This window comes from Enterococcus sp. AAFC-DPL-6103 (assembly GCF_058216595.1).
In genome coordinates this window covers 2,410,569-2,430,356 of sequence record NZ_CM177102.1, presented here as the reverse complement: position 1 = coordinate 2,430,356, position 19,788 = coordinate 2,410,569, and the positions used below count along the sequence as shown (strand labels likewise).

At 35.8% G+C, this 19,788-nt stretch carries 18 protein-coding genes, 1 tRNA gene and 1 other annotated feature; of the genes, 12 read left to right on the top strand and 7 right to left on the bottom strand.

The features are described from left to right. Nucleotides 1-10 precede the first annotated feature (10 nt). From AC4BC3_RS11510 to AC4BC3_RS11490, 5 genes are read left to right on the top strand one after another with little or no spacing between them, the layout of a single operon-like run. Entirely contained in the window at nt 11-607 is a 597-nt protein-coding gene (locus tag AC4BC3_RS11510; protein ID WP_490466559.1) for a hypothetical protein, read from the top strand. 12 nt (nt 608-619) lie between these two features. Continuing rightward, nucleotides 620-1,768, top strand: a complete 1,149-nt coding sequence (locus AC4BC3_RS11505; protein WP_490466558.1) for a hypothetical protein — start codon at nt 620-622, stop codon at nt 1,766-1,768. Between the two features lie 18 nt (nt 1,769-1,786). Beyond that, nucleotides 1,787-2,068 carry a hypothetical protein gene (locus AC4BC3_RS11500; RefSeq protein ID WP_490466557.1) on the top strand — a complete coding sequence of 94 codons (282 nt, stop codon included), beginning with the start codon at nt 1,787-1,789 and terminating at the stop codon, nt 2,066-2,068. A gap of 42 nt (nt 2,069-2,110) precedes the next feature. Further along, on the top strand, nt 2,111-2,386 hold the full coding sequence (locus tag AC4BC3_RS11495) for a phage holin family protein (protein WP_490466556.1): 276 nt from the start codon (nt 2,111-2,113) through the stop codon (nt 2,384-2,386). Next, nucleotides 2,383-3,420 (top strand): GH25 family lysozyme, encoded by a 1,038-nt coding sequence (locus AC4BC3_RS11490; protein ID WP_490466555.1) that lies wholly within the window; start codon nt 2,383-2,385, stop codon nt 3,418-3,420. Before AC4BC3_RS11495 ends, AC4BC3_RS11490 begins: the two co-directional genes overlap by 4 nt. A gap of 81 nt (nt 3,421-3,501) precedes the next feature. On the opposite strand, the gene AC4BC3_RS11485 is transcribed toward AC4BC3_RS11490, so the two are convergent. From AC4BC3_RS11485 to AC4BC3_RS11475, 3 genes are read right to left on the bottom strand one after another with little or no spacing between them, the layout of a single operon-like run. Next, the gene (locus AC4BC3_RS11485; protein ID WP_490466554.1) at nt 3,502-3,945 is read right to left on the bottom strand and encodes a preprotein translocase subunit SecB; all 444 of its coding nucleotides are present in this window, start codon (nt 3,943-3,945) and stop codon (nt 3,502-3,504) included. Next, on the bottom strand, nt 3,945-4,223 hold the full coding sequence (locus AC4BC3_RS11480) for a hypothetical protein (RefSeq protein WP_490466553.1): 279 nt from the start codon (nt 4,221-4,223) through the stop codon (nt 3,945-3,947). The genes AC4BC3_RS11485 and AC4BC3_RS11480 overlap by 1 nt, the downstream gene beginning before the upstream one ends. A gap of 16 nt (nt 4,224-4,239) precedes the next feature. Further along, a complete protein-coding gene (locus AC4BC3_RS11475; RefSeq protein ID WP_490466552.1) occupies nt 4,240-4,788 on the bottom strand; it encodes a hypothetical protein in 549 nt (182 codons plus the stop codon). A gap of 281 nt (nt 4,789-5,069) precedes the next feature. Here AC4BC3_RS11475 and AC4BC3_RS11470 point away from each other — a divergent pair. Then, nucleotides 5,070-5,143: transfer RNA gene (locus tag AC4BC3_RS11470), tRNA-Ile, on the top strand. Between the two features lie 258 nt (nt 5,144-5,401). Here AC4BC3_RS11470 and mnmM read toward each other — a convergent pair. From mnmM to AC4BC3_RS11455, 3 genes are read right to left on the bottom strand one after another with little or no spacing between them, the layout of a single operon-like run. After that, on the bottom strand, nt 5,402-5,986 hold the full coding sequence (gene mnmM / locus AC4BC3_RS11465) for a tRNA 5-(aminomethyl)-2-thiouridylate-methyltransferase MnmM (protein ID WP_490466551.1): 585 nt from the start codon (nt 5,984-5,986) through the stop codon (nt 5,402-5,404). Next, complete coding sequence (gene mnmL, locus AC4BC3_RS11460; protein ID WP_490466550.1) at nt 5,987-6,943, bottom strand: tRNA modification radical SAM protein MnmL/YtqA; 957 nt, start codon at nt 6,941-6,943, stop codon at nt 5,987-5,989. A 26-nt stretch (nt 6,944-6,969) separates the two neighbouring features. Beyond that, on the bottom strand, nt 6,970-7,602 hold the full coding sequence (locus AC4BC3_RS11455) for a phosphatase PAP2 family protein (protein ID WP_490466549.1): 633 nt from the start codon (nt 7,600-7,602) through the stop codon (nt 6,970-6,972). Between the two features lie 343 nt (nt 7,603-7,945). On the opposite strand from AC4BC3_RS11455, the gene AC4BC3_RS11450 reads away from it, so the two are divergent. From AC4BC3_RS11450 to AC4BC3_RS11440, 3 genes are all read left to right on the top strand, one after another. Next, nucleotides 7,946-9,967 carry a LysM peptidoglycan-binding domain-containing protein gene (locus AC4BC3_RS11450; RefSeq protein ID WP_490466548.1) on the top strand — a complete coding sequence of 674 codons (2,022 nt, stop codon included), beginning with the start codon at nt 7,946-7,948 and terminating at the stop codon, nt 9,965-9,967. Nucleotides 9,968-10,036: 69 nt separating this feature from the next. Next, nucleotides 10,037-10,249: a binding site (T-box leader), on the top strand. Nucleotides 10,250-10,352: 103 nt separating this feature from the next. After that, nucleotides 10,353-12,767 (top strand): leucine--tRNA ligase, encoded by a 2,415-nt coding sequence (leuS, locus tag AC4BC3_RS11445; protein ID WP_206910357.1) that lies wholly within the window; start codon nt 10,353-10,355, stop codon nt 12,765-12,767. Between the two features lie 425 nt (nt 12,768-13,192). Continuing rightward, a complete protein-coding gene (locus tag AC4BC3_RS11440) occupies nt 13,193-13,774 on the top strand; it encodes an SGNH/GDSL hydrolase family protein (RefSeq protein WP_490466547.1) in 582 nt (193 codons plus the stop codon). 562 nt (nt 13,775-14,336) lie between these two features. Here the strand turns inward: AC4BC3_RS11440 and AC4BC3_RS11435 are convergent. Then, nucleotides 14,337-15,848: a UDP-N-acetylmuramoyl-L-alanyl-D-glutamate--L-lysine ligase gene (locus AC4BC3_RS11435; RefSeq protein ID WP_490466546.1), complete on the bottom strand. Its 1,512-nt coding sequence runs from the start codon at nt 15,846-15,848 to the stop codon at nt 14,337-14,339. 288 nt (nt 15,849-16,136) lie between these two features. Between AC4BC3_RS11435 and AC4BC3_RS11430 the strand changes: the two genes are divergently transcribed. From AC4BC3_RS11430 to AC4BC3_RS11420, 3 genes are all read left to right on the top strand, one after another. Beyond that, complete coding sequence (locus AC4BC3_RS11430; RefSeq protein ID WP_490466545.1) at nt 16,137-17,783, top strand: putative polysaccharide biosynthesis protein; 1,647 nt, start codon at nt 16,137-16,139, stop codon at nt 17,781-17,783. 80 nt (nt 17,784-17,863) lie between these two features. After that, entirely contained in the window at nt 17,864-18,583 is a 720-nt protein-coding gene (locus AC4BC3_RS11425; RefSeq protein ID WP_490466544.1) for a pseudouridine synthase, read from the top strand. A gap of 254 nt (nt 18,584-18,837) precedes the next feature. Then, entirely contained in the window at nt 18,838-19,785 is a 948-nt protein-coding gene (locus AC4BC3_RS11420) for an ABC transporter permease (RefSeq protein ID WP_206899753.1), read from the top strand. Nucleotides 19,786-19,788 lie beyond the last annotated feature (3 nt).

Genomic DNA, 19,788 nt, shown 5'->3' with positions numbered 1-19,788 from the left:
GGGATTTTTAATGTCATTTCAAGAAATTTATCGAGGTATGGAAAATGGCGCAGAAGTTATTAATCAAAACTTCAAAGAAGCTGTGGATACTTCAAGTAATCAGTCCATTGACGGGTTTAAGAATTTTTTGCAAACACCGATGGTTAAAGGAGTTAATCTTGCGAAAGAAACGTTTGGGATCACACTTACTGGCGGACAATTGGGTGGAGTAGAAGTAAAAGACGGAACGATACTAAAATGGGGAACACCCTACTCATATGATAATGAACGGTCAAAAAATAATGATCTGTTTACCATTTCATCTGATTTAAAGACATTAACAATTTTAAAAGAGTGTACCTTACAATTTAACGGAAATTTTACTTGCCAAACTGAAGACTCTAAGTACTACGCTTATCTCGAAATAGCAACCAATGGTGGTAATAAACAGAGAGTGGCAGGCGTTGCGGGTTCATTGAATTGGCGAAATGATGTTGGATGGTTCAAGGTACGAAAATTTTATACTGGAGACAAAGTGACACTAATAACAGGAACCAATTACAAGACTAGCTCAGTAAATGCTTGGGGAGTCGACCAACTCCACATCCAAGAAGTAATCAAAGCTTAGGAGGAACAAATCATGAAAACAATGTATGAATATTTTTATCCAGTAGGTTGTAAGGTCTGGGAAAATATGCCAGATGATTTCCCAGAAGGGGTGCCTTATACGTCCATACCACCATTGCCAAATGTTCCATTAGATCGTCAATTTTGGAATCCCAGCGAAAGAGCTTGGAAAGAAATTGTTTCAAAAGATATTTCTGAATTAGAAACTATAAAATCTAATAAAAAAATGTATGTTCGTCGATTACCAGATACAATTGAAATTATTAGTAAATATAACCAAAGACAGGATTTGCTACTTACGTTTGGAATTATCTCGAAAAATAAGACATGGCAAATTTCTAACTCATACTTATTGCCAAATGACGAAATATATCCATCAAGTGATTTTTCGAGAAATAGAATCTTGTTGAATAAAGTATTTACCGATTATGTTTCTCCGTATCATCAATTAAGGGCTTTACAGAATATTGATGGAGATAAGCCAAAATCAGCAGATTATACAGGTGGCTGGCATGCTTATAATAATGATAGTGCGGGTGGAGATGAAAACACTCCTACTTCTACTATCGAGAGTTTAAAAATATTTGTGGATAATGTAGAAATAGACTTATTAGATCAAATAATCGGTGGAGATGAAATCAAAATTGTGGTCGTGAATCTGGTTCAAGGAACAAATACTAAGAAAGCAGACGGATCTGGTCGAGCTATTTTACGTGAAAAAGTGACTTATCTAGTTATCGGTGGAAAAATTCAGGTTGAGGTAGAATTGACAGCTTTAGAACCTTTGACAATGAAAGATTATTACTTCTTGCAAGCTTCAAATAGTAGTAGCTATTCAAAAGCATTATTACCAGTTGACGATAACCTGTACTTAAAAACTATTACAGAATTTACTGAAAATATTTATGGAGGAGGGAAAGGAGAATCTTATTGTTCGCAAATGATTCTTACGGATAATATGAATCAATTAACTATAGGGATTGATCGAAATTTTGGTTTAGGTCGCTATCAATACAATCAAGGAAAAAGCGTATGGTTTTACCGAAATTACGGTAAAGTTTATTTCAATCCTATAGCTTCAGATTCTTCTGCAACAATTACCTTAGAAGAGGGCGAAAAGTTGTTTGCAAGAGGATTCTATCATTTCTCTCCTAAAATTTGATGAAGAAGGTGAGAAAGTGTGAAAGGAATTGATCAGATTTTTAACAAGCTAGTCGCAATCGACGGGCTTATTTTTTTACCCTTAACAGTTGTATTGATCGGGTTTATTATTTTCGCTTCTTGGCGAATCAATATTTACTATCGAAAAGAACTACACGATGAAAGAGAAAACTCAAAACAAGATCGACGAGACTTTTTAGCTACGTTGAGTGAAATTAAAAATGAATTGATCAATACACGATCAGATGTTAAACGGATTGATGACAAAGTCAATGAGATCGAAAAAGAAGTACGGAAATAATTCTGTGCTTCTTTTTTATGCCCTGAAAGGAGGTGGATTCTGATGGAATCACTCTCAACTGAAATGATCCTCGCTATGTGTGGGTTATATGTAGCAGGAAAAGTGTTAAAGGAAATTCCTAAGTTCCCCAACTGGGGAATTCCTTTGGTACTCACGGTCATTAGTTGTATTTGTACACCACTATTACTTGGTGGATATAACGTATTTAATTTTTTTGTCGCAATTGTGGCAGTAGGAATTACAGTGTATGGCGATCAATTATGGAAACAAACGACTTATGGAATCAAAGAATTAGATAAAGGAGACGATGAAAAATGAAATTAAAGGTAGTAGATTTATCCAATAACAATGGTTCAAAAAAAATCAAGGACTATCCAGCAGATGCTTATATGTTTAAAGCAACGGAAGGTTGTAACTTTGTGGATCGTTATTGTGATCCGTTTGTTCAACAAGCTATCAAAGCTGGCAAACCTTTTGGCGTGTATCATTTTATTGATGGTTCAAACTGGCAAACACAAACAGATTTCTTTATTCAAAATGTTCAAGGTTACATTGGTAAAGGCATTCTAGTTTTAGACTATGAAATGTATGGACGACAAGGAACGTGTGTTTTAAAACAAATGCTGGATCGTATCCAACAAAAAACTGGGATTAAAGCTTTAGTTTACACCTCAGCTTCGGTTTTATTTGAAGAAGACTTTTCCGAAATTGTAAAAGCCGACTATGGGCTATGGGTTGCAGCGTATCAATCAAAATTCCCTAAAATTAAACACTGGTCCAATGCAGCTATGTGGCAATATACTTCGACACCATATGACCAAAATATTTTTTATGGGGATCAAAATACTTGGGAAGCCTATGCCACATCTGGCAAGTGTCAAACTTCAAGTAATCAAGTGAAAGTAGAGTCTGTACAAGTACAGCAACCAAAACCACAAACACCATCCGACCATGACAAAGCAGTAGCAGCAAGTAAAGCTGTTCATCAAGGGAACGCATGGGCGAAATTAGATAAGTTCAATGAAGTAAGCAAAGGAAAAGTCCGAATTGCTGGGTGGTTAGTGCCAGACAAACCAGAAGGAGCAATTGGTAAATTTGCTTATATATTGATCATGAAGCACGGCACAAATGAAGAAATCACTCGTGTGGCTTCGCAAGGTATCAAACGTCCTGATGTGAAGAAAAACTATGGTTACAAAGGTGGCGATGCTCTAGGAATGGACGTCACTTTGGATTTAAGCTGGGTGAAAAAAGGCACGAAAATCGATGTCATTTTCCGTCGCTGTAATCAAGCAAACGGTGAAGGTACAGTCAATGATGTGCGAATTAAGGATATCTATTTGACCTTATAAACATAAATATCCCCTCGTTGAGGGGCAGTACATATAATATAATGCAGAATAAAAAAATAAGATCATTCACTAAAAATGATCTTATTCTTCATTTTCATATTCAATTTGAATATTATTTTCTTTAACTAATTTCGCAACATTTACTACAGGAAGGATATAGTTAGGAAACTTATTTCCGCGCGAAATTATATCAGATACCGTAGGCCGTATAAATGACCACAAAATAGATATAGTACTCTCTTTTATAAAAGTTTCAAATTCGATTCCATAGCTATTGATTTCATCTTCATCGTACATAAACGTGCCTACTATTTCAATAGAAAGTATAAAACCAGCATCTTCAGATTCTAAATTTCCTAATGTAATTCCTAACTTAGTATAAATCTCAGATGAAATTTTAGAAATTTTAATTCCAAAATCTAAGGTAGGTGTAATATCAATTTTAGTTGTTTCTGGATTGAAATGTGGATTTAGTTCATACTTTAATTTATTGATAGAATAATCTTCAAATCTGATACTAGTCATTAAGCAACTAACCCCCAAGAATCAGAATAAAGAATACTTTGACTTGATTTTGAGTTGTAATTAGAAGTATAACTTCTGGCTGATAAACTTTCTGTGATCGGCAATTTTTTTATAGATGAAGTTTTAATTTTTGGTTCTTCAATATCATTTAAACATAAATCGGATGTCCATTCTACTACTAATTCTTCTACACATAAGCCCGGAGTGGTTGAATCAAATTCAACTTCGTATCCCATATCATCGAAAATATTTTTTAGTAATTCTCTATTTAATGACATACATATCACGCCCTTTCTAAATATATTCTACACTTAAATTATCAAAATTAATAATAGATTGATCTATAATGTTTAATTGTATTCCATTATTTTGGATTTTATCGGGATAAGCATCATCTTTGTTTAAATTCTTATACTGTATTTTATCGTCTTTAAATGTATATTTGACTGCTTGTTTACTGAAATATTTTACATACACATCTATTAATACACATCTTAATTCTCTACTATCAGAAGCTCCGTTAATTTTTTTTACTTGAATACCTTCTTTTTTTAGATCTCTAGCAAAATCATTTAGAAGCTTTCTATCTTTTTCTTTGTCCAAGTTTAAAAGTTTATCAGTTTCAATATTAACACTAATCTGTATGATACATTTATCTTTGTCTTTATTTCTTCTATCCGCTAATGTAAACCATCTAGCTTTTTCTTTATCTTCAATAAAAAAATATACACCCTGTCCAAGCCAATGATTTTTTCGTTTGTTATAAGTGAATTTTTTTTGTGTTTGTATAAGATTATAGTTGTCTACCGTAGTTCCATGATAACATTCATTGTAACTTAACAAGATTTATTCTCCTTGTTGTTAATTTTATTATTTCATCGCTTTAAAAATTAATCAATAGGGAACTTTCGTTCGTTGATGTTTTGATTTTTATAAGCTTAGGTTTCATGTCATTATTACAAAGTATCCTAATCAACTAAAATATTATCATTCAGTGCAATTCACGTAAAGTTTTTTTAAAATTTTACTATTAATTCCGCAATAATAAATTGGTCATTACAACATGAAGAATGAAATACCATCATTATCCGTCTATGTCCATTTTTTTAGATTTGCAGTAGTACGTACCCTTAGCTCAGTTGGTCAGAGCAGACGGCTCATAACCGTCCGGTCGTAGGTTCGAGTCCTACAGGGTACATTAAGACTTTTTTAGTTGAAGGGGCAAAAAAGGGGCAGAAATAGACTGATAATAAAAATATTAACGATATATGAATGACATATAAAAACATAAAAATTATTAAAAACGCCTATATATCAATGCTTTTGTAGTTCTTTTGTATATCTGTTATGTGTCAAAAAAAGATATTCAATTTCAATTTGTATTTGAATAAAAGTTGGTGAAAGACCGATTAATTTCGTCAACGAGAGTTTCTGCAAAAAGAGAGTCCAGCTATTTTTAGCTGAACTCTCTTTTTTTCTTCTTTTTCTCAATACAATAAAGGATTGGTGGCTGATTTTTTTGATTGATGAATTGATAAGTTAAAACATTGTATTGTTCCTGTGGCAATTGTTGGCAAAATTCTTGAACCATATCAAGTTCGTGTTCTCCACCCGCATGTCCGTAGTAAACAACTAAAATCAATCGACCTTTCGGAACTAGCCGCGCTAAAATTTCTTCCATTGCTTTCTTGGTTGTTTGTGGCAAAGTAATAATTTTTTTGTCACTTTGTGGAAGATAACCCAAATTGAAAATTCCTGCTTTGATTGGTTGACTAATTGGAATGACTTCACCAAGCGTTTCATGTCCTTGTAAAAATAAAGTAGTACGTTTTACCAGGTTCGCGGCTTTTAATTTTTCTTGGGTGGAATCCATTGCTTTTTGTTGGATATCGAAGCTATAGACATGCCCTGTTTTACCAATCAGCTCAGCCATGAAAATAGTATCGTAACCATTTCCCATTGTGGCGTCAACTACTTGATCGCCGGGTTGTAAGACTTCTTTTAATAAAGTGTGGCTAAAATGAAGTGCTGTTTGTAGCATCTATACGAGCTCCTTTGTTCGAACGTTGAACTTTCCTTGGTAGCTATCACGACGAATTAATTCTTCATCAATTGCATTCAAAACTTCCCATTTTTTCAAGCTCCACATTGGTCCAATTAGAGAATCCCAAGGTGCATCACCAGTTAAACGATGAATAATGATTTCTTGAGGAATCATTTCCAATTGATCACAGATCACATGAACATAGTCTTGCTGACTCATTAGTTGAAGGCGACCCTCGTGATAATCACGAAGCATACGTGTTTTGCGCATCAAGTGCATGAGATGCAGTTTGATTCCTTGAATATCGGAATCTAGGATTGTTCGGCGAACATTTTCTCGCATCATTTCTAAAGACTCTCCAGGTAAGCCATTGATTAGGTGTGTACATACGCGAATGTCGTGTTTACGTAGTTTACTTACGCCATCTAAATAAGTTTGATAGTCGTGTGCGCGATTGATTGAAATCGAAGTTTCTTCAAAAGTTGTTTGTAGACCGAGCTCAACCCAAAGATAGAGACGGGTATTTAATTCAGCTAGATAGTCTACCACTTCATCTGACAAACAATCTGGACGTGTACCAATTGAAAGTCCAACAACGCCAGGAAGATTGATGACTTGTTCAAAGCGTTCTCGAATCACTTCAACAGGAGCATGTGTATTAGTGAAATTTTGAAAATAAACAATATATTGCTGTACATGTGGCCATTTTTGGTGCATCATGTCAATCTCTTTATGAAATTGGATAGGTAGTGGATCTTCAGGTGCGACAATCATGTCTCCCGACCCAGAAACACTACAAAAACTACAACCACCATGAGCTACTGTACCGTCACGGTTAGGACAATCAAAACCGCCATCGATAGGCACTTTGAAAATTTTCCCACCAAATTCATTACGCAAAGCATAATTCCATGAATGGTAACGTTTATTTCCTTCTGCATAAGGAAATTCCATTTAAATTCCTTCTTTCTTTTTCTTCGTTAGGTAATCGATTCCTTATTTTTTAAATAAATCGGATAAGTGTAACATAACCAAGTTAATCCTAATAAGTAACCACCTAAAACATCACTTGGGAAGTGTACCCCCAAATAAATTCGACTAATACCAACACTTAAAATAATCAATCCTAAGATAAATTGCAACAAAATTCGTACCGTTTTATTGTTTATCAAATAAGGTAACAAAAAAATCAATGTACCATATAAAATCATGCTTCCTGTCGAATGTCCACTAGGAAAGCTGTAACTTGACTCACTAACTAAGTGGGGTAATGTAGGGCGATCACGCATAAAAAATAATTTGATCAATGGATTGGTGACTCCGGCAATCAAAATGAAATTAGTTGCTAACCAAATTAGTTCGATATGTTTCTTTTTGATCCATAAGAAACATATCAAGCAAACAAAAATAGAAATGACGGTTAATGGATTTCCTAATTTTGTCACCATCATTTGGTAAGCGTTCCAATGTGGTAAAGGTGCTCGAATAATTGAAGTAAAAAATTGATCGAAGCTATGAAGCTGCGATAAATGAAATTTTACAAAATAACTAAGAGTTAAGAAAAGTACAAGAAAAATACTCCCTGTAACTCGAAATGATTTGTTTTGGTTCATAAAGTTCCTCCTCCGTATAATGAAATCATTATAGCATTTTTTTAATTGCTAGATTTTTTACTCAAAAAAATCAAATGAAAAAACGATGAATTTTCGATGATAACATCCGACGTAATGTTGACGAAAAAGTTTGGTAATATTTCTGAAATAAAAATGGATGTTCCTAAAAAATATTGATTTCTCGCAAGGTATAGCTATCAAGGGTTTTGCAAAACTAGTTGATTGGGTGTTACGTAAAATTACATATAGATTACAAAGGATAACAAAGGGTTTAAAGAACTTTTAATGTAGTTTAAGAAAAGTTATACTTATAGTAACTGAAAATGGATGCGGAGGATAGAAAATGGAGAAGGCAACGATTGGAAGAAAAGAGCGGAGACGCCAAGAAGAAAAGAAACGTTTTCGAAATGCAAAACGTGGAGTAGCAGCAGTTGGTACTGCAATGGTTGGTTGTTCTGTTGCGGCACCGTTGATCCAACCAGTTCCTGTAGCAGCAAATGAGCTACCTGCTCAGGTTGGTGCGAGAATCAATACTTCAGCATTTATCGCAGAAATATCGACTTATGCGCAACCCATTGCTCAAGCAAATGACTTATATGCTTCGGTTATGATCGCACAAGCAGTTGTTGAGAGTGGCTGGGGAAGTAGTGCGTTGTCACAGGCACCTTATCACAATTTATTTGGAATCAAAGGCAGTTACCAAGGTCAAACTGTTTATATGAATACATTAGAATATTTAAACAACAAATGGGTGACAAAAAAAGAACCTTTCCGTCATTACCCATCTTTTGCAGAATCATTTAGTGATAATGCATATGTGTTGCGCAATACTTCTTTTGGCAATGGCTATTATTATGCTGGTACTTGGAAAAGTAATACTAAGTCCTATACGGAAGCAACTTCAGCATTAACTGGTCGTTACGCGACAGATCCAACTTATTCAACAAAATTAAACAATATTATTGTAACTTATGGCTTAACTAGATACGATACGCCTGCAACTGGTAACGCTGGTGGGGGAGCTACAACTGGTTCAGGCGGTAGCGTGAATACAGGAGCAGGCTCGAATAGTTCTGTGACGAACCCAACTGATAATGGTTCTACGACTGTAACATCAACATATACTGTTAAATCAGGGGATTCTGTCTGGGGTATTGCGAATGCCCATGGAATTACGATGGCCCAATTGATTGATTGGAACAACATCAAAAATAATTTTGTCTACCCAGGTCAACGTTTGACGATCAAAGGGGAACAATCAACTGGCTCATCAACCAATAATTCTGGAAGCAATACAAATTCTTCGGGTAATAGTAATCCAACAAATACACAACCAAGCAATGGTTCAAAATATACCGTTAAATCGGGTGATTCTGTTTGGGGCATCGCAAATGCCCATGGAATTACAATGAATCAATTGATCCAATGGAACAATATCAAAAATAATTTTGTCTATCCAGGTCAACAATTAGTTGTTTCCAATGGCGCAACGACAACAGGTTCATCAAACTCAAATACAAATCAGTCAACTAATACAGGGAATGCAGGTGCAGCGACAACTGGTTCTTATACGGTCAAAGCTGGTGATTCTGTTTGGGGCGTGGCAAATGCCCATGGAATCACGATGGCACAACTTGTTCAATGGAATAAAATCTCGAATAACTTCATTTATCCAGGTCAAAAACTAATCGTGAAGAACGGGACATCAAGTAGTGCTACAACCAATAACAATAATAATACTACTGCGAACAACAGTAATTCAGCTAACTCTTCAGCAGGAGCAACTACTTCTTCTACCTACACGGTGAAAGCAGGCGAATCTGTTTGGGGTGTGGCAAATAAAAATAATATTACAATGGCTCAATTGATTGAATGGAATAATATCCAAAATAACTTCATCTACCCGGGCCAAAAATTGATTATTAAGGGTGGCTCTACTGCATCAACTAATTCGGCAGCAGCTACGACTGGAAATAATACAGCGAATAATGCAACGCCTTCAAATAATACAAAGCCAACGACAAGCACAAGTACCAGTGGAGATACACTTTACACGGTGAAGGCAGGCGAATCCGTTTGGGGTGTAGCAAATAAAAATAATATCACGATGGAACAATTCATTGAGTGGAATAATATAAAAAACAATTTCATTTATCCAGGTCAGAAAGTCATTGTGAAAAAAGGGTCAGCACAAACAACAGCACCTGCTACTAACTCTGCGGCTAAAAAGTATACAGTAAAAGCTGGTGAATCTGTTTGGAGCGTTGCCAATGATCACAATCTTTCAATGGCGCAATTTATTGAGTGGAATAATATTAAAGACAATTTCATTTATCCAGGTCAAAGTGTGGTAGTTGCAAAATAAATCTGAACATTTTGTCAAATACTATTTGAACTTGCTGGAGATATTTGTTACTATGAATCTACTTAAATAAACAACACTTGAAAAGGAATTAGTAAAAAGTTGGAAGTTTTAGAGAGCACATGGTTGGTGAGAATGTGTACGGACGCTTTTGAACTCGCCTTTGAGTTGCCTTTGCTGAACATAAAAGTAAGCAGTGGCGGTGACGACCGTTACAACGTTTGAGGCCTATTTCCAATGGAAAAGGTAAATATTAGGTGGTACCACGTAGATTACGTCCTATAAAAAGAGCAATCTTTTTATAGGATTTTTTTGTTTTTTTATCGGTAGAACGAAAAAAATGACGAAAGTAACTTGCTTTCAACAAAAAAATGCAGGGGGACAAAAAATGAGTTATAACCATAAAGAGATAGAAAAAAAATGGCAAAAATATTGGGCGGAAAATCACACTTTTAATACCCAAGATGATCCACAAAAACCAAAATTTTACGCACTAGATATGTTTCCATATCCATCTGGTCAAGGATTACATGTGGGCCATCCAGAAGGATACACAGCAACAGATATTCTTTCACGTGTAAAACGTAGTCAAGGTTTTAATGTGTTACATCCAATGGGGTGGGATGCATTTGGACTTCCAGCAGAGCAATATGCGTTAGATACTGGGAATGATCCTGCAGAGTTCACGAAGAAAAATATTGAAACATTTCGTCGTCAAATCAATTCTTTAGGCTTTAGTTATGACTGGAATCGAGAAGTGAACACCACAGATCCAGAGTATTACAAATGGACACAATGGATCTTTACGAAATTATATGAAAAAGGTTTAGCTTACGAAGCAGAAGTTGCTGTGAACTGGGTTCCAGAACTAGGAACAGTGATTTCAAACGAAGAAGTTATTGATGGAAAGAGCGAACGTGGTGGCTTTGATGTCGTACGTAAACCGATGCGTCAATGGATGTTGAAGATCACGGCATATGCCGATCGTTTACTAGACGATTTGGAAACAGTTGATTGGCCAGAAAGTATTAAAGAAATGCAAAGAAACTGGATTGGTCGTTCAGTTGGGGCGAATGTAGAGTTCAAAGTAGCTGGAACAGATAAATCTTATACAGTTTTCACTACTCGTCCGGATACATTATTTGGAACAACTTATTCTGTTCTAGCGCCAGAATTAGATTTGGTTCGTGAAATCACGACGCCAGAACAAAAAGCAGCAGTTGAAGCGTATATTGAAGAAACGGCGAAAAAATCTGATTTGAAGAGAACAGATCTTGCCAAAGAAAAAACAGGAGTATTTACCGGCGCGTATGCAATCAATCCAGTGAACGGCAAAGAAATTCCAATTTGGATTGCCGACTATGTACTTGCTTCTTATGGGACAGGTGCGATTATGGCTGTTCCTGCGCATGATGAACGTGACTATGAATTTGCCAAAACGTTCGATTTACCAATCCAGCCAGTTATTGAGGGTGGCGATCTTTCAAAAGCAGCACATACGGAAGATGGATCACATATCAATTCTGAGTTTCTAGATGGTTTGAATACAGAAGAAGCCATTGCTAAAATGAATAGCTGGCTTGAAGAAAATGGATTTGGTAAAAAAGAAGTTAGCTACCGTTTACGTGACTGGTTGTTCTCACGTCAACGCTATTGGGGAGAACCAATTCCAATCATTCATTGGGAAGACGGCACGGTAACTGCCTTACCAGAAGAAGAATTACCATTACGTTTGCCAATCACAGATAACATTAAACCAAGTGGTACTGGGGAATCGCCATTGGCAAATATCACGGATTGGGTCAATGTTGTTGACCCAGAAACAGGCAAAAAAGGTCGTCGTGAAACAAATACGATGCCACAATGGGCCGGTAGCTCTTGGTATTACCTACGTTACATTGATCCACATAATAAAAAAGAATTAGCAAACTATGAAAAACTGGAACGTTGGATGCCAGTGGATATCTATGTGGGTGGTGCTGAACATGCAGTGCTACATCTATTATATGTTCGTTTCTGGCATAAATTCTTGTATGATATTGGCGTTGTTCCAACAAAAGAACCATTCCAAAAATTATATAACCAAGGAATGATTTTAGGCGAAAACAATGAGAAAATGTCAAAATCACGTGGAAATGTTGTGAATCCAGATGACGTAGTCGAAACTTATGGTGCGGACACATTACGTATGTACGAAATGTTCATGGGTCCTTTAGATGCTTCCATTGCATGGAGTGAAAATGGCTTAGAAGGTAGCCGTAAATTCTTGGATCGTGTATGGCGTTTGATCGTAGACGATAATAATAAAATGCGTGATCGCATTACAACCATCAATGACGGCAAGCTTGCAAAAGTTTACAACCAGACAGTAAAAAAAGTAACAGAAGATTATGCAAGTATGCACTTCAACACAGCTATTTCCCAACTAATGGTCTTTGTTAACGAAGCTTATAAAGCTGATGCATTGCCTTATGAATATGTTGAAGGATTTGTTCAATTGTTAGCTCCTGTTGCACCACACTTGGGCGAGGAACTTTGGTCAATTTTAGGAAACGAAGATGGCATTTCTTATGTTCCTTGGCCAACGTATGATGAAGCTGCGTTAGTTGAAGATGAAATCGAAGTTGTTTTCCAAGTCAATGGAAAGGTTCGTTCTAAAGCAAATGTTGCGCGTGACTTAGGGAAAGATGAACTTGAAAAAGTAGCTTTAGCAGATGAAGTAATCCAAGAACAAATCGCTGGGAAAACAGTTCGTAAAGTAATCGCTGTCCCAAATAAATTAGTTAATATTGTTGCAAACTAAGTGTATTATCAAAAGTACTAAGAATAAAGTCTGGGACAACAGTTAAAATCTAGTTATTCCAAACATAATTTAAATTTAAAAACCGTCTAAAATGAACGTTTCAAAAACGAATTTTAGACGGTTTTTTTATATTTTTTTTTGTTAACTTCATTTTTGTTTATGAACGAAACTAATAGATTGACTAAAAAAATCAGCGTGGATTCATCCGCTCAAGTTGGTAAAGACAAAAAACGATCAATCCCCTGTTTGATTGTTTAATCGCTATATTTAAATTGCGTATTCGAAAAGATACATCACTGATGCTAAGAAGAATAATTATCTAAAATAGGTGTTATAGTTATTTTTTATAACGCATGAAAAAATTGTTTCTTTCTTTCAAGCAGTGTTAAGATTTAAGAAGAATAAAATATAAAGGGATGAAAGATATGAAAAAAATCATCATCTTTGGTGATAGTATTGCTGCAGGACTTTTTCAAGGAGAGGTTGCACAAATCCTAGACCGCTATCTTTTACGGACACTGGAACTTTCAGGACATTCAGATTTTGTAATCAGTAATTTAGGTCAAAGAGGCGATTCGACAGAAAGTGGATTAAAACGTCTAGTAACGATGGATACTCAAACATTGCAATCTGACTATACAGTGATAATTCTTGGCATTAATGATGCAATTAACATTCGAACCAATCAATTGGAGTATCAAAGAAATCTTGAAAAAATCATCAACTATTTTTCTGACAGTAAGGTTATCTTAGTAGGACCTAGCTATGTAGATGAAGCAATCAAACAACAAACGGATCCTAAGATATTAGGTGAGTATGTTCAACTATCAAAAGAAATAGCTGAAAGACTGTCGGTCGAATTTATCGATTGTTACCATCAAGAAACTTCTTTTGAGGAACCAAATTTATTTATACAAGAAGATGGTCTGCATCCTTCTAAATTAGGTTATCATTTCTTAAGCTCGTTGATTGCTCAAATCATAATGAGTCAAGAGACGCAGGTATAATCTCCGTATTCGTTAATCTGGTGCATCATTGTACAAACGGATTGAGATAAGGCTTGTCCGTTTTACAAGTGCGCAAAATAGTTTCAATAATAAAACCTCCTTTCATAGACTAAAAGTGGTTAGTTCCCATGTTTTAGATCGAAAGGTGGTTTTTCATGTAGTCAAGCAAATAAATAGTGAGCATTTATAGGATAACTACATGCTCTTTCAATGGAGAAAAAAAGGAGTAGATGGTATGAAATTCACAGAGAATGTTGAAGCTTATTTACAAAAGAAATGAGTGGGAAAAAGTGAAAAATTCGCAACAGGAATCAAGAACCAAATAGAAGAAAGAAGCAAACAGGATGAGAAAAATAGCTGACTTCCGGATAGGGTGGGCTGAATAAAGCAAATAAAATCGATTTAAAAGATTTTTTAGCCGCTGAACAACGAAATGTCGAAGAACGAAACAAAACAACCTAAAAATAAATCGCCTTACATAAAAATAGACTGCGATTTTCTTCGCAGTCCATTTGCATTATTTGGGATTAACAAATTAATGTGTACAGGCATAAGCAAAAAATTAAAGGTGTTTATCCTCGATGAGTCGCTTCACGATAGCATAATCGCCTTCATAAGGGACATCTTCACCATTGATTTTTTGATAAGGATCAACGCCTTTTCCGGCAATGACTACGGAATCTTCGGCTGTACTTGCAGCCAAAGCCTGTTCAATCGCAGTTGGCCGATCCATTTCATAATGAATAAGTAACTCTTCGTTCGTGATTGCCTCAGCAATTTCATCGGCAATCTTTTGAGGATCTTCAAAAGCTGGATCGTCGGCAGTTAAGAAAACAACATCTGCTGTTTCTGATAAGACATTTCCAAAATCATGGCGTCGAGAAATAGCTTTGTTTCCAGGACTGCCCAAGACAACAATAACACGTCCTTTAGGATGTTCACTTTTAGCAAATTTCAATAAGGTTTTTAAACTTAAATAATTATGTGCATAGTCGACATAGACATGCGCGCCGTTGTGCTGAATCAGCTGATCCATTCGTCCAGGAACACGGGCTGTTTTTAAGCCAGTTTGTGCATCTTCGATTGAAGCACCAGTCAAAGCAGCTGCAATGATTGCACTAGCCGCATTTTCTTGATTGAAACCGCCAGCAAGTAAAATATTATAATCTGCTTCAATTGGTAATTGACCTTGATTACTTGTCAAAGTAAATGGATGACCAGAGCCAGCTAGGCTTGTGACTTGATAAGTTGTTTCAGGCGAACGCCCATATACGATTGCAGGTATGTGGTAAAGGTCAGCAGTTTCTTTCAGTAGCTCGAAATAATCACTTTCATGATTCAAGACAACTGTTTTAGAGTTTAAAATCAATTGGCGTTTACAGTAAAAGTAATCATCAAATGTTGGATGTTCGATTGGACTAATGTGGTCGGGTGAAATGTTTAAGAAAATGCCGACATCTAATATTAGTCCATAGACACGCTGTGTTTTATAAGCCTGAGAAGAAACTTCCATCACTAAATGAGTCATCCCATTCGCGACTGCTTCAGCCATCATACGATATAAATCCAAAGATTCTGGTGTAGTTAAATGAGATTTGAAATAAGTTTGTCCATCTAACGTTGTATTCATTGTCGAAAGTAAGGCAGTTTTATTATTTGTCGTATGGTCTAAAATTGCCTTGGTGAAATAAGCTGCTGTTGTTTTTCCTTTAGTCCCAGTATAACCAATAACTTGTAGCTTTTGTTGTGGGTAATCATAGAAGGCCATCGCTAAGATTGCCATCGCTTTACGAATGTCCGTAACGATAATGCCCACAGCAGATACTTCGTAAGGTTGTTCAGCGACATAATAAGCGAGTCCTTGCGAAACAGCAGATTGTAAATACGCTTCTTTAAAGTTCAGACCTTTACAAAAAAACAAAGTTGATTCATCTACTTGGCGAGAATCATAACTAATATTTTCAAATGAAAAATTAGTTGGCGCAGTTAAATGCCAGCCTTGATCGGAAACAAATTCTTTTAATAAATTTTCTTTTAGTAATAATTCACGGATATCTTCTAAGGAGAAGCTCATTGATTGATCCCTCGCTTCGTTGAAATTTCTAACTAATTATAGCATAGCATGAAATGTTTTTCTTTAATGCAGGGTTCTTTTTAGGAAAAACGTTTAGGATCAAACTACCTAAGAAAATTAGCCATGGTTTGGTGGGTGAAACAGAAAGGACTCGAAAATCTGCTTTAAAAAGAAACCGAATCCAAAAAAAGTACATCTTCACAGAAAAACCATAGAAAAGAGATTGCCAGTTTCTTGTTTAACAATTAAAATAATAGTAATGTTTTGAAGAAAGTTGGAAAAATTGAGATGAATAATCAAAGAGGACCGACAGAAAAAGTTTTAACAGCCCAAGAAAAAATGGCTCGAGGCTCTGCTTGGATGACAACAAGTAATATCCTTTCGCGTTTATTGGGGGCAATTTATATTATTCCATGGTATGCCTGGATGGGTGAAAACGCCAAAGCAGCAAATGGTTTGTTTAACATGGGCTATAATATTTATGCATTGTTTTTATTGATTTCAACAGCTGGGATTCCAGCAGCGATTGCCAAACAAACAGCTCGTTATAATTCATTGAATGAATATGGTACTTCTCGCCGACTTTTCTTCCGTGCGTTACAAATGATGGGGATTTTAGGTATTATTTTTGCAGCATTCATGTATCTTGCTTCACCGTGGCTTGCCCATGCTTCTGGCGGCGGAGATGAATTGATTCCAACGATGCGTTCATTAAGTATTGCTGTATTAGTATTTCCATGTATGAGTGTGATTCGTGGGTATTTCCAAGGAAATCAAGACATGATGCCTTATGCGCTTTCACAAATTGTTGAACAAGTTGCACGAATTTTTTACATGTTATTGATGACATTTATCATCATGAAGATGACTACAGGCGATTACGTAGCTGCAGTCACTCAGTCAACGTTTGCGGCATTTGTCGGAATGTTAGTTAGTATTGTCGTTCTACTTTATTATTTACGCAAACAACAACCTCTGATGACTCAGCAGGTTGAACACAGCAATAACCAAGTGAATGTAGCAACTAGAAAACTATTATTGGATACTATGAAAGAAGCTATTCCATTTATCATTGTTGGATCTGGAGTAACGATTTTCAAATTGGTTGACCAGTTTACGTTTATTCGAATCATGTCTGCAACGACAGAATATTCAAAGGCTCAGTTACTTGATCTATTTTCTATTTTCAGTGCAAATCCAGATAAATTAACGATGGTAGTCATTGCTCTAGCGACATCGATTGCGGCAACAGGTTTACCATTGATTACAGAAGCAGTCACATTGAAAGACCGTCCTGGATTGGCTAAGTTAACTAGTGGGAATCTACAGCTTTTTTCTTTTGTCATGTTTCCTGCTACAGCGGGTGTGATGTTGTTAGCGTATCCTTTGAACACACTATTTTACACACCAGATGTATTAGGTAGTAAAGTATTGGTTCAAGCAAGTTTTGTAGGATTATTTTTAGGTTTGTATATGTTGATCTCTAATATGTTACAAGGAATGTTTGAAAATCGCGCAGCTATTCGGTATTTGCTGATCGGCTTTATCGTGAAAGTAATTTTACAGTATCCCGCAATTAGAATATTTCAAGTTTACGGACCATTACTTGCAACAATGATTGGGTTTGCTGTTTCTTGTATTTTGATTCTCCGAAAAATGCACCAAGTTGTACGTTTTCGAGTTGGTTTTGTTTGGCGAAGAACATTGCTGATTTTTATCATGACGTTATTGATGTTGTTAGTAGCAGGATTAGCAAAGCAGTTTTTAAGTTTATTTTTAAGCCAAGATAGTAAATTTGAATCATTGATTTTAGTCGTCTGTGTGGCTGGTGTTGGTGCAGCAGTTTATGGCTATTTAGCATTAAAAATTCGCTTAGCGGAGAAATTATTGGGCAGTAGTATGGTCCGATTACGTTATCGCTTACGAATCAAATAAAAAGAAAGAAGAGGAAGTTGCGACAAACGTCAATAGACTGTTGTTGCAAGTTCCTTTCTTTATAGAAAGTAGGGAAACGCGTGCGGTTAGATAAATTTTTAGCAGATGTAGGGCTAGGTAGCCGAAAGGAAGTCAAAGGGCTAATCAAAAAAGGCCAAGTGACCGTTAATGGAAAAGTAATCAAAAGTGATAAGTTTCAGGTAAAAGAACTCACGGATGAAATTGCTTATTTAGATGAAAAACTTACTTATCAAAAAAATTTTTATTATCTTTTAAATAAACCTGCAGGTGTAGTTTCTGCAACACAAGATAACTATGATGAAACTGTTTTGGATTTGTTGAATGATTTTGATTATCGTGAAGATCTGTTTCCAGTAGGCAGGTTGGATAAGGACACAGAAGGCTTACTGCTCATAACCAATGATGGTGCTTTAGCACATCGATTATTGTCACCAAAGAAACATGTTGAAAAAGAATATTTTGCAAAAGTAACTGGGGTGATGACAGCAGAAGACGTTCAAGCTTTTTCAAAAGGATTAGTCATCAGCCAAGGAGAAGAAACATTACCTGCTGTTTTAATGATCGATGCAGTGAATGAAGTAGAAGAGACATCAGAAATTCGTTTGATTCTTCATGAGGGAAAATTTCATCAGGTAAAACGAATGGTGAAAGCAGTTGGAAAAGATGTCACCTATCTCAAAAGAATCCGAATGGGAAATGTTGTGTTGCCTGCAGACTTAGCACTAGGTGAATATCGAGAATTGACGGTAGAAGAATTAGCAAAAATCCAAGAAAAGTGAATACTTAAAAAAATAGTTGATTTAACTGCGTAGTTACGTAGTCAAATCAACTATTTTTTAGCACAAACAAAGAAAGGTGGAATTTACTGTATTTCTCCTTTTTTTATTGGACAAATTCAGAATTAGCCAACAACCAATTAAAAATAGTTCAATGTCAGCTATAGTTTGTTTCATTATACCTATAATTTGTTTATTCAATCTTGTTTTTGAAAGCGCTATAATAACGGTGCGAACAAGTTGAAAGGAGTTTTTTGATGAAAAAAAGAAAGGGGTTAAAACATTTTTTTTCAATGGCTTGGCGTTTTAAAGCCTTGATTTTAATGGCTGTTCCTGGGATGTTGTGGATGATCTTCTTCTTCTATATTCCAGTGTTAGCAAACGTGGTTGCCTTTAAAAATTTCCATATCTCTGCAGATGGATTTTTGGCAAGTTTGAGAGAGAGCCCGTGGGTTGGTTGGGAGAACTTCAAATTTTTATTTTCTTCAGATCAGGCATTTTTAATTACTAAGAATACGATTTTGTACAATGTAGGCTTCATTACACTAAACTTACTGATTTCGGTTGTTTTTGCCATTATCATGAGTGAATTAAGGAATAAAAAGTTAGTAAAAGTGTATCAAACAATGTCATTACTACCTTATTTCTTATCTTGGGTTATCATTAGTTACTTCGTTTATGCCTTTTTGAGCCCAGACAAAGGGATTTTCAACCAATGGCTTTTAGGTCATGGAAGAGAAGCAATCAATTGGTACAATGAACCGAAATATTGGCCATTTATTCTATTGTTCATTGGGACGTGGAAAGGAATCGGCTATAATAGTATCATTTACTTTGCTTCAGTCATGGGAATCGACCCAACTTACTATGAAGCAGCTATGGTTGATGGCGCAAGCAAATGGCAACAAATCAAACATGTGACGATTCCTCAATTAGTACCCTTGATGTCGATTTTAACGATTTTAGCTGTCGGAAATATATTCCGAGCTGATTTTGGATTATTCTATAATATTCCACGAAATTCAGGCGCACTGTATGATGTGACTCAAGTTTTAGATACGTATATCTTTAATGGATTGACTTCTACAGGTGACTTTGGAATGACTGCAGCAGCTGGATTGTATCAGTCAGTTGTAGGATTTGTTTTGTTAATGACTACGAATGCGATCGCACGTCGTTTCGACAGCGAATCAGCATTGTTTTAGGAG

Coding starts and splice junctions, on each gene's coding strand:
- AC4BC3_RS11510 (WP_490466559.1), top strand. CDS start 11: ATGTCATTTCAAGAAATTTATCGAGGTATGGAAAATGGCGCAGAAGTT.
- AC4BC3_RS11480 (WP_490466553.1), bottom strand. CDS start 4,223: ATGTCATTAAATAGAGAATTACTAAAAAATATTTTCGATGATATGGGA.
- AC4BC3_RS11505 (WP_490466558.1), top strand. CDS start 620: ATGAAAACAATGTATGAATATTTTTATCCAGTAGGTTGTAAGGTCTGG.
- AC4BC3_RS11430 (WP_490466545.1), top strand. CDS start 16,137: ATGAATAATCAAAGAGGACCGACAGAAAAAGTTTTAACAGCCCAAGAA.
- AC4BC3_RS11420 (WP_206899753.1), top strand. CDS start 18,838: ATGAAAAAAAGAAAGGGGTTAAAACATTTTTTTTCAATGGCTTGGCGT.
- AC4BC3_RS11435 (WP_490466546.1), bottom strand. CDS start 15,848: ATGAGCTTCTCCTTAGAAGATATCCGTGAATTATTACTAAAAGAAAAT.
- AC4BC3_RS11450 (WP_490466548.1), top strand. CDS start 7,946: ATGGAGAAGGCAACGATTGGAAGAAAAGAGCGGAGACGCCAAGAAGAA.
- AC4BC3_RS11495 (WP_490466556.1), top strand. CDS start 2,111: ATGGAATCACTCTCAACTGAAATGATCCTCGCTATGTGTGGGTTATAT.
- AC4BC3_RS11440 (WP_490466547.1), top strand. CDS start 13,193: ATGAAAAAAATCATCATCTTTGGTGATAGTATTGCTGCAGGACTTTTT.
- AC4BC3_RS11485 (WP_490466554.1), bottom strand. CDS start 3,945: ATGACTAGTATCAGATTTGAAGATTATTCTATCAATAAATTAAAGTAT.
- AC4BC3_RS11455 (WP_490466549.1), bottom strand. CDS start 7,602: ATGAACCAAAACAAATCATTTCGAGTTACAGGGAGTATTTTTCTTGTA.
- mnmM (WP_490466551.1), bottom strand. CDS start 5,986: ATGCTACAAACAGCACTTCATTTTAGCCACACTTTATTAAAAGAAGTC.
- leuS (WP_206910357.1), top strand. CDS start 10,353: ATGAGTTATAACCATAAAGAGATAGAAAAAAAATGGCAAAAATATTGG.
- mnmL (WP_490466550.1), bottom strand. CDS start 6,943: ATGGAATTTCCTTATGCAGAAGGAAATAAACGTTACCATTCATGGAAT.
- AC4BC3_RS11490 (WP_490466555.1), top strand. CDS start 2,383: ATGAAATTAAAGGTAGTAGATTTATCCAATAACAATGGTTCAAAAAAA.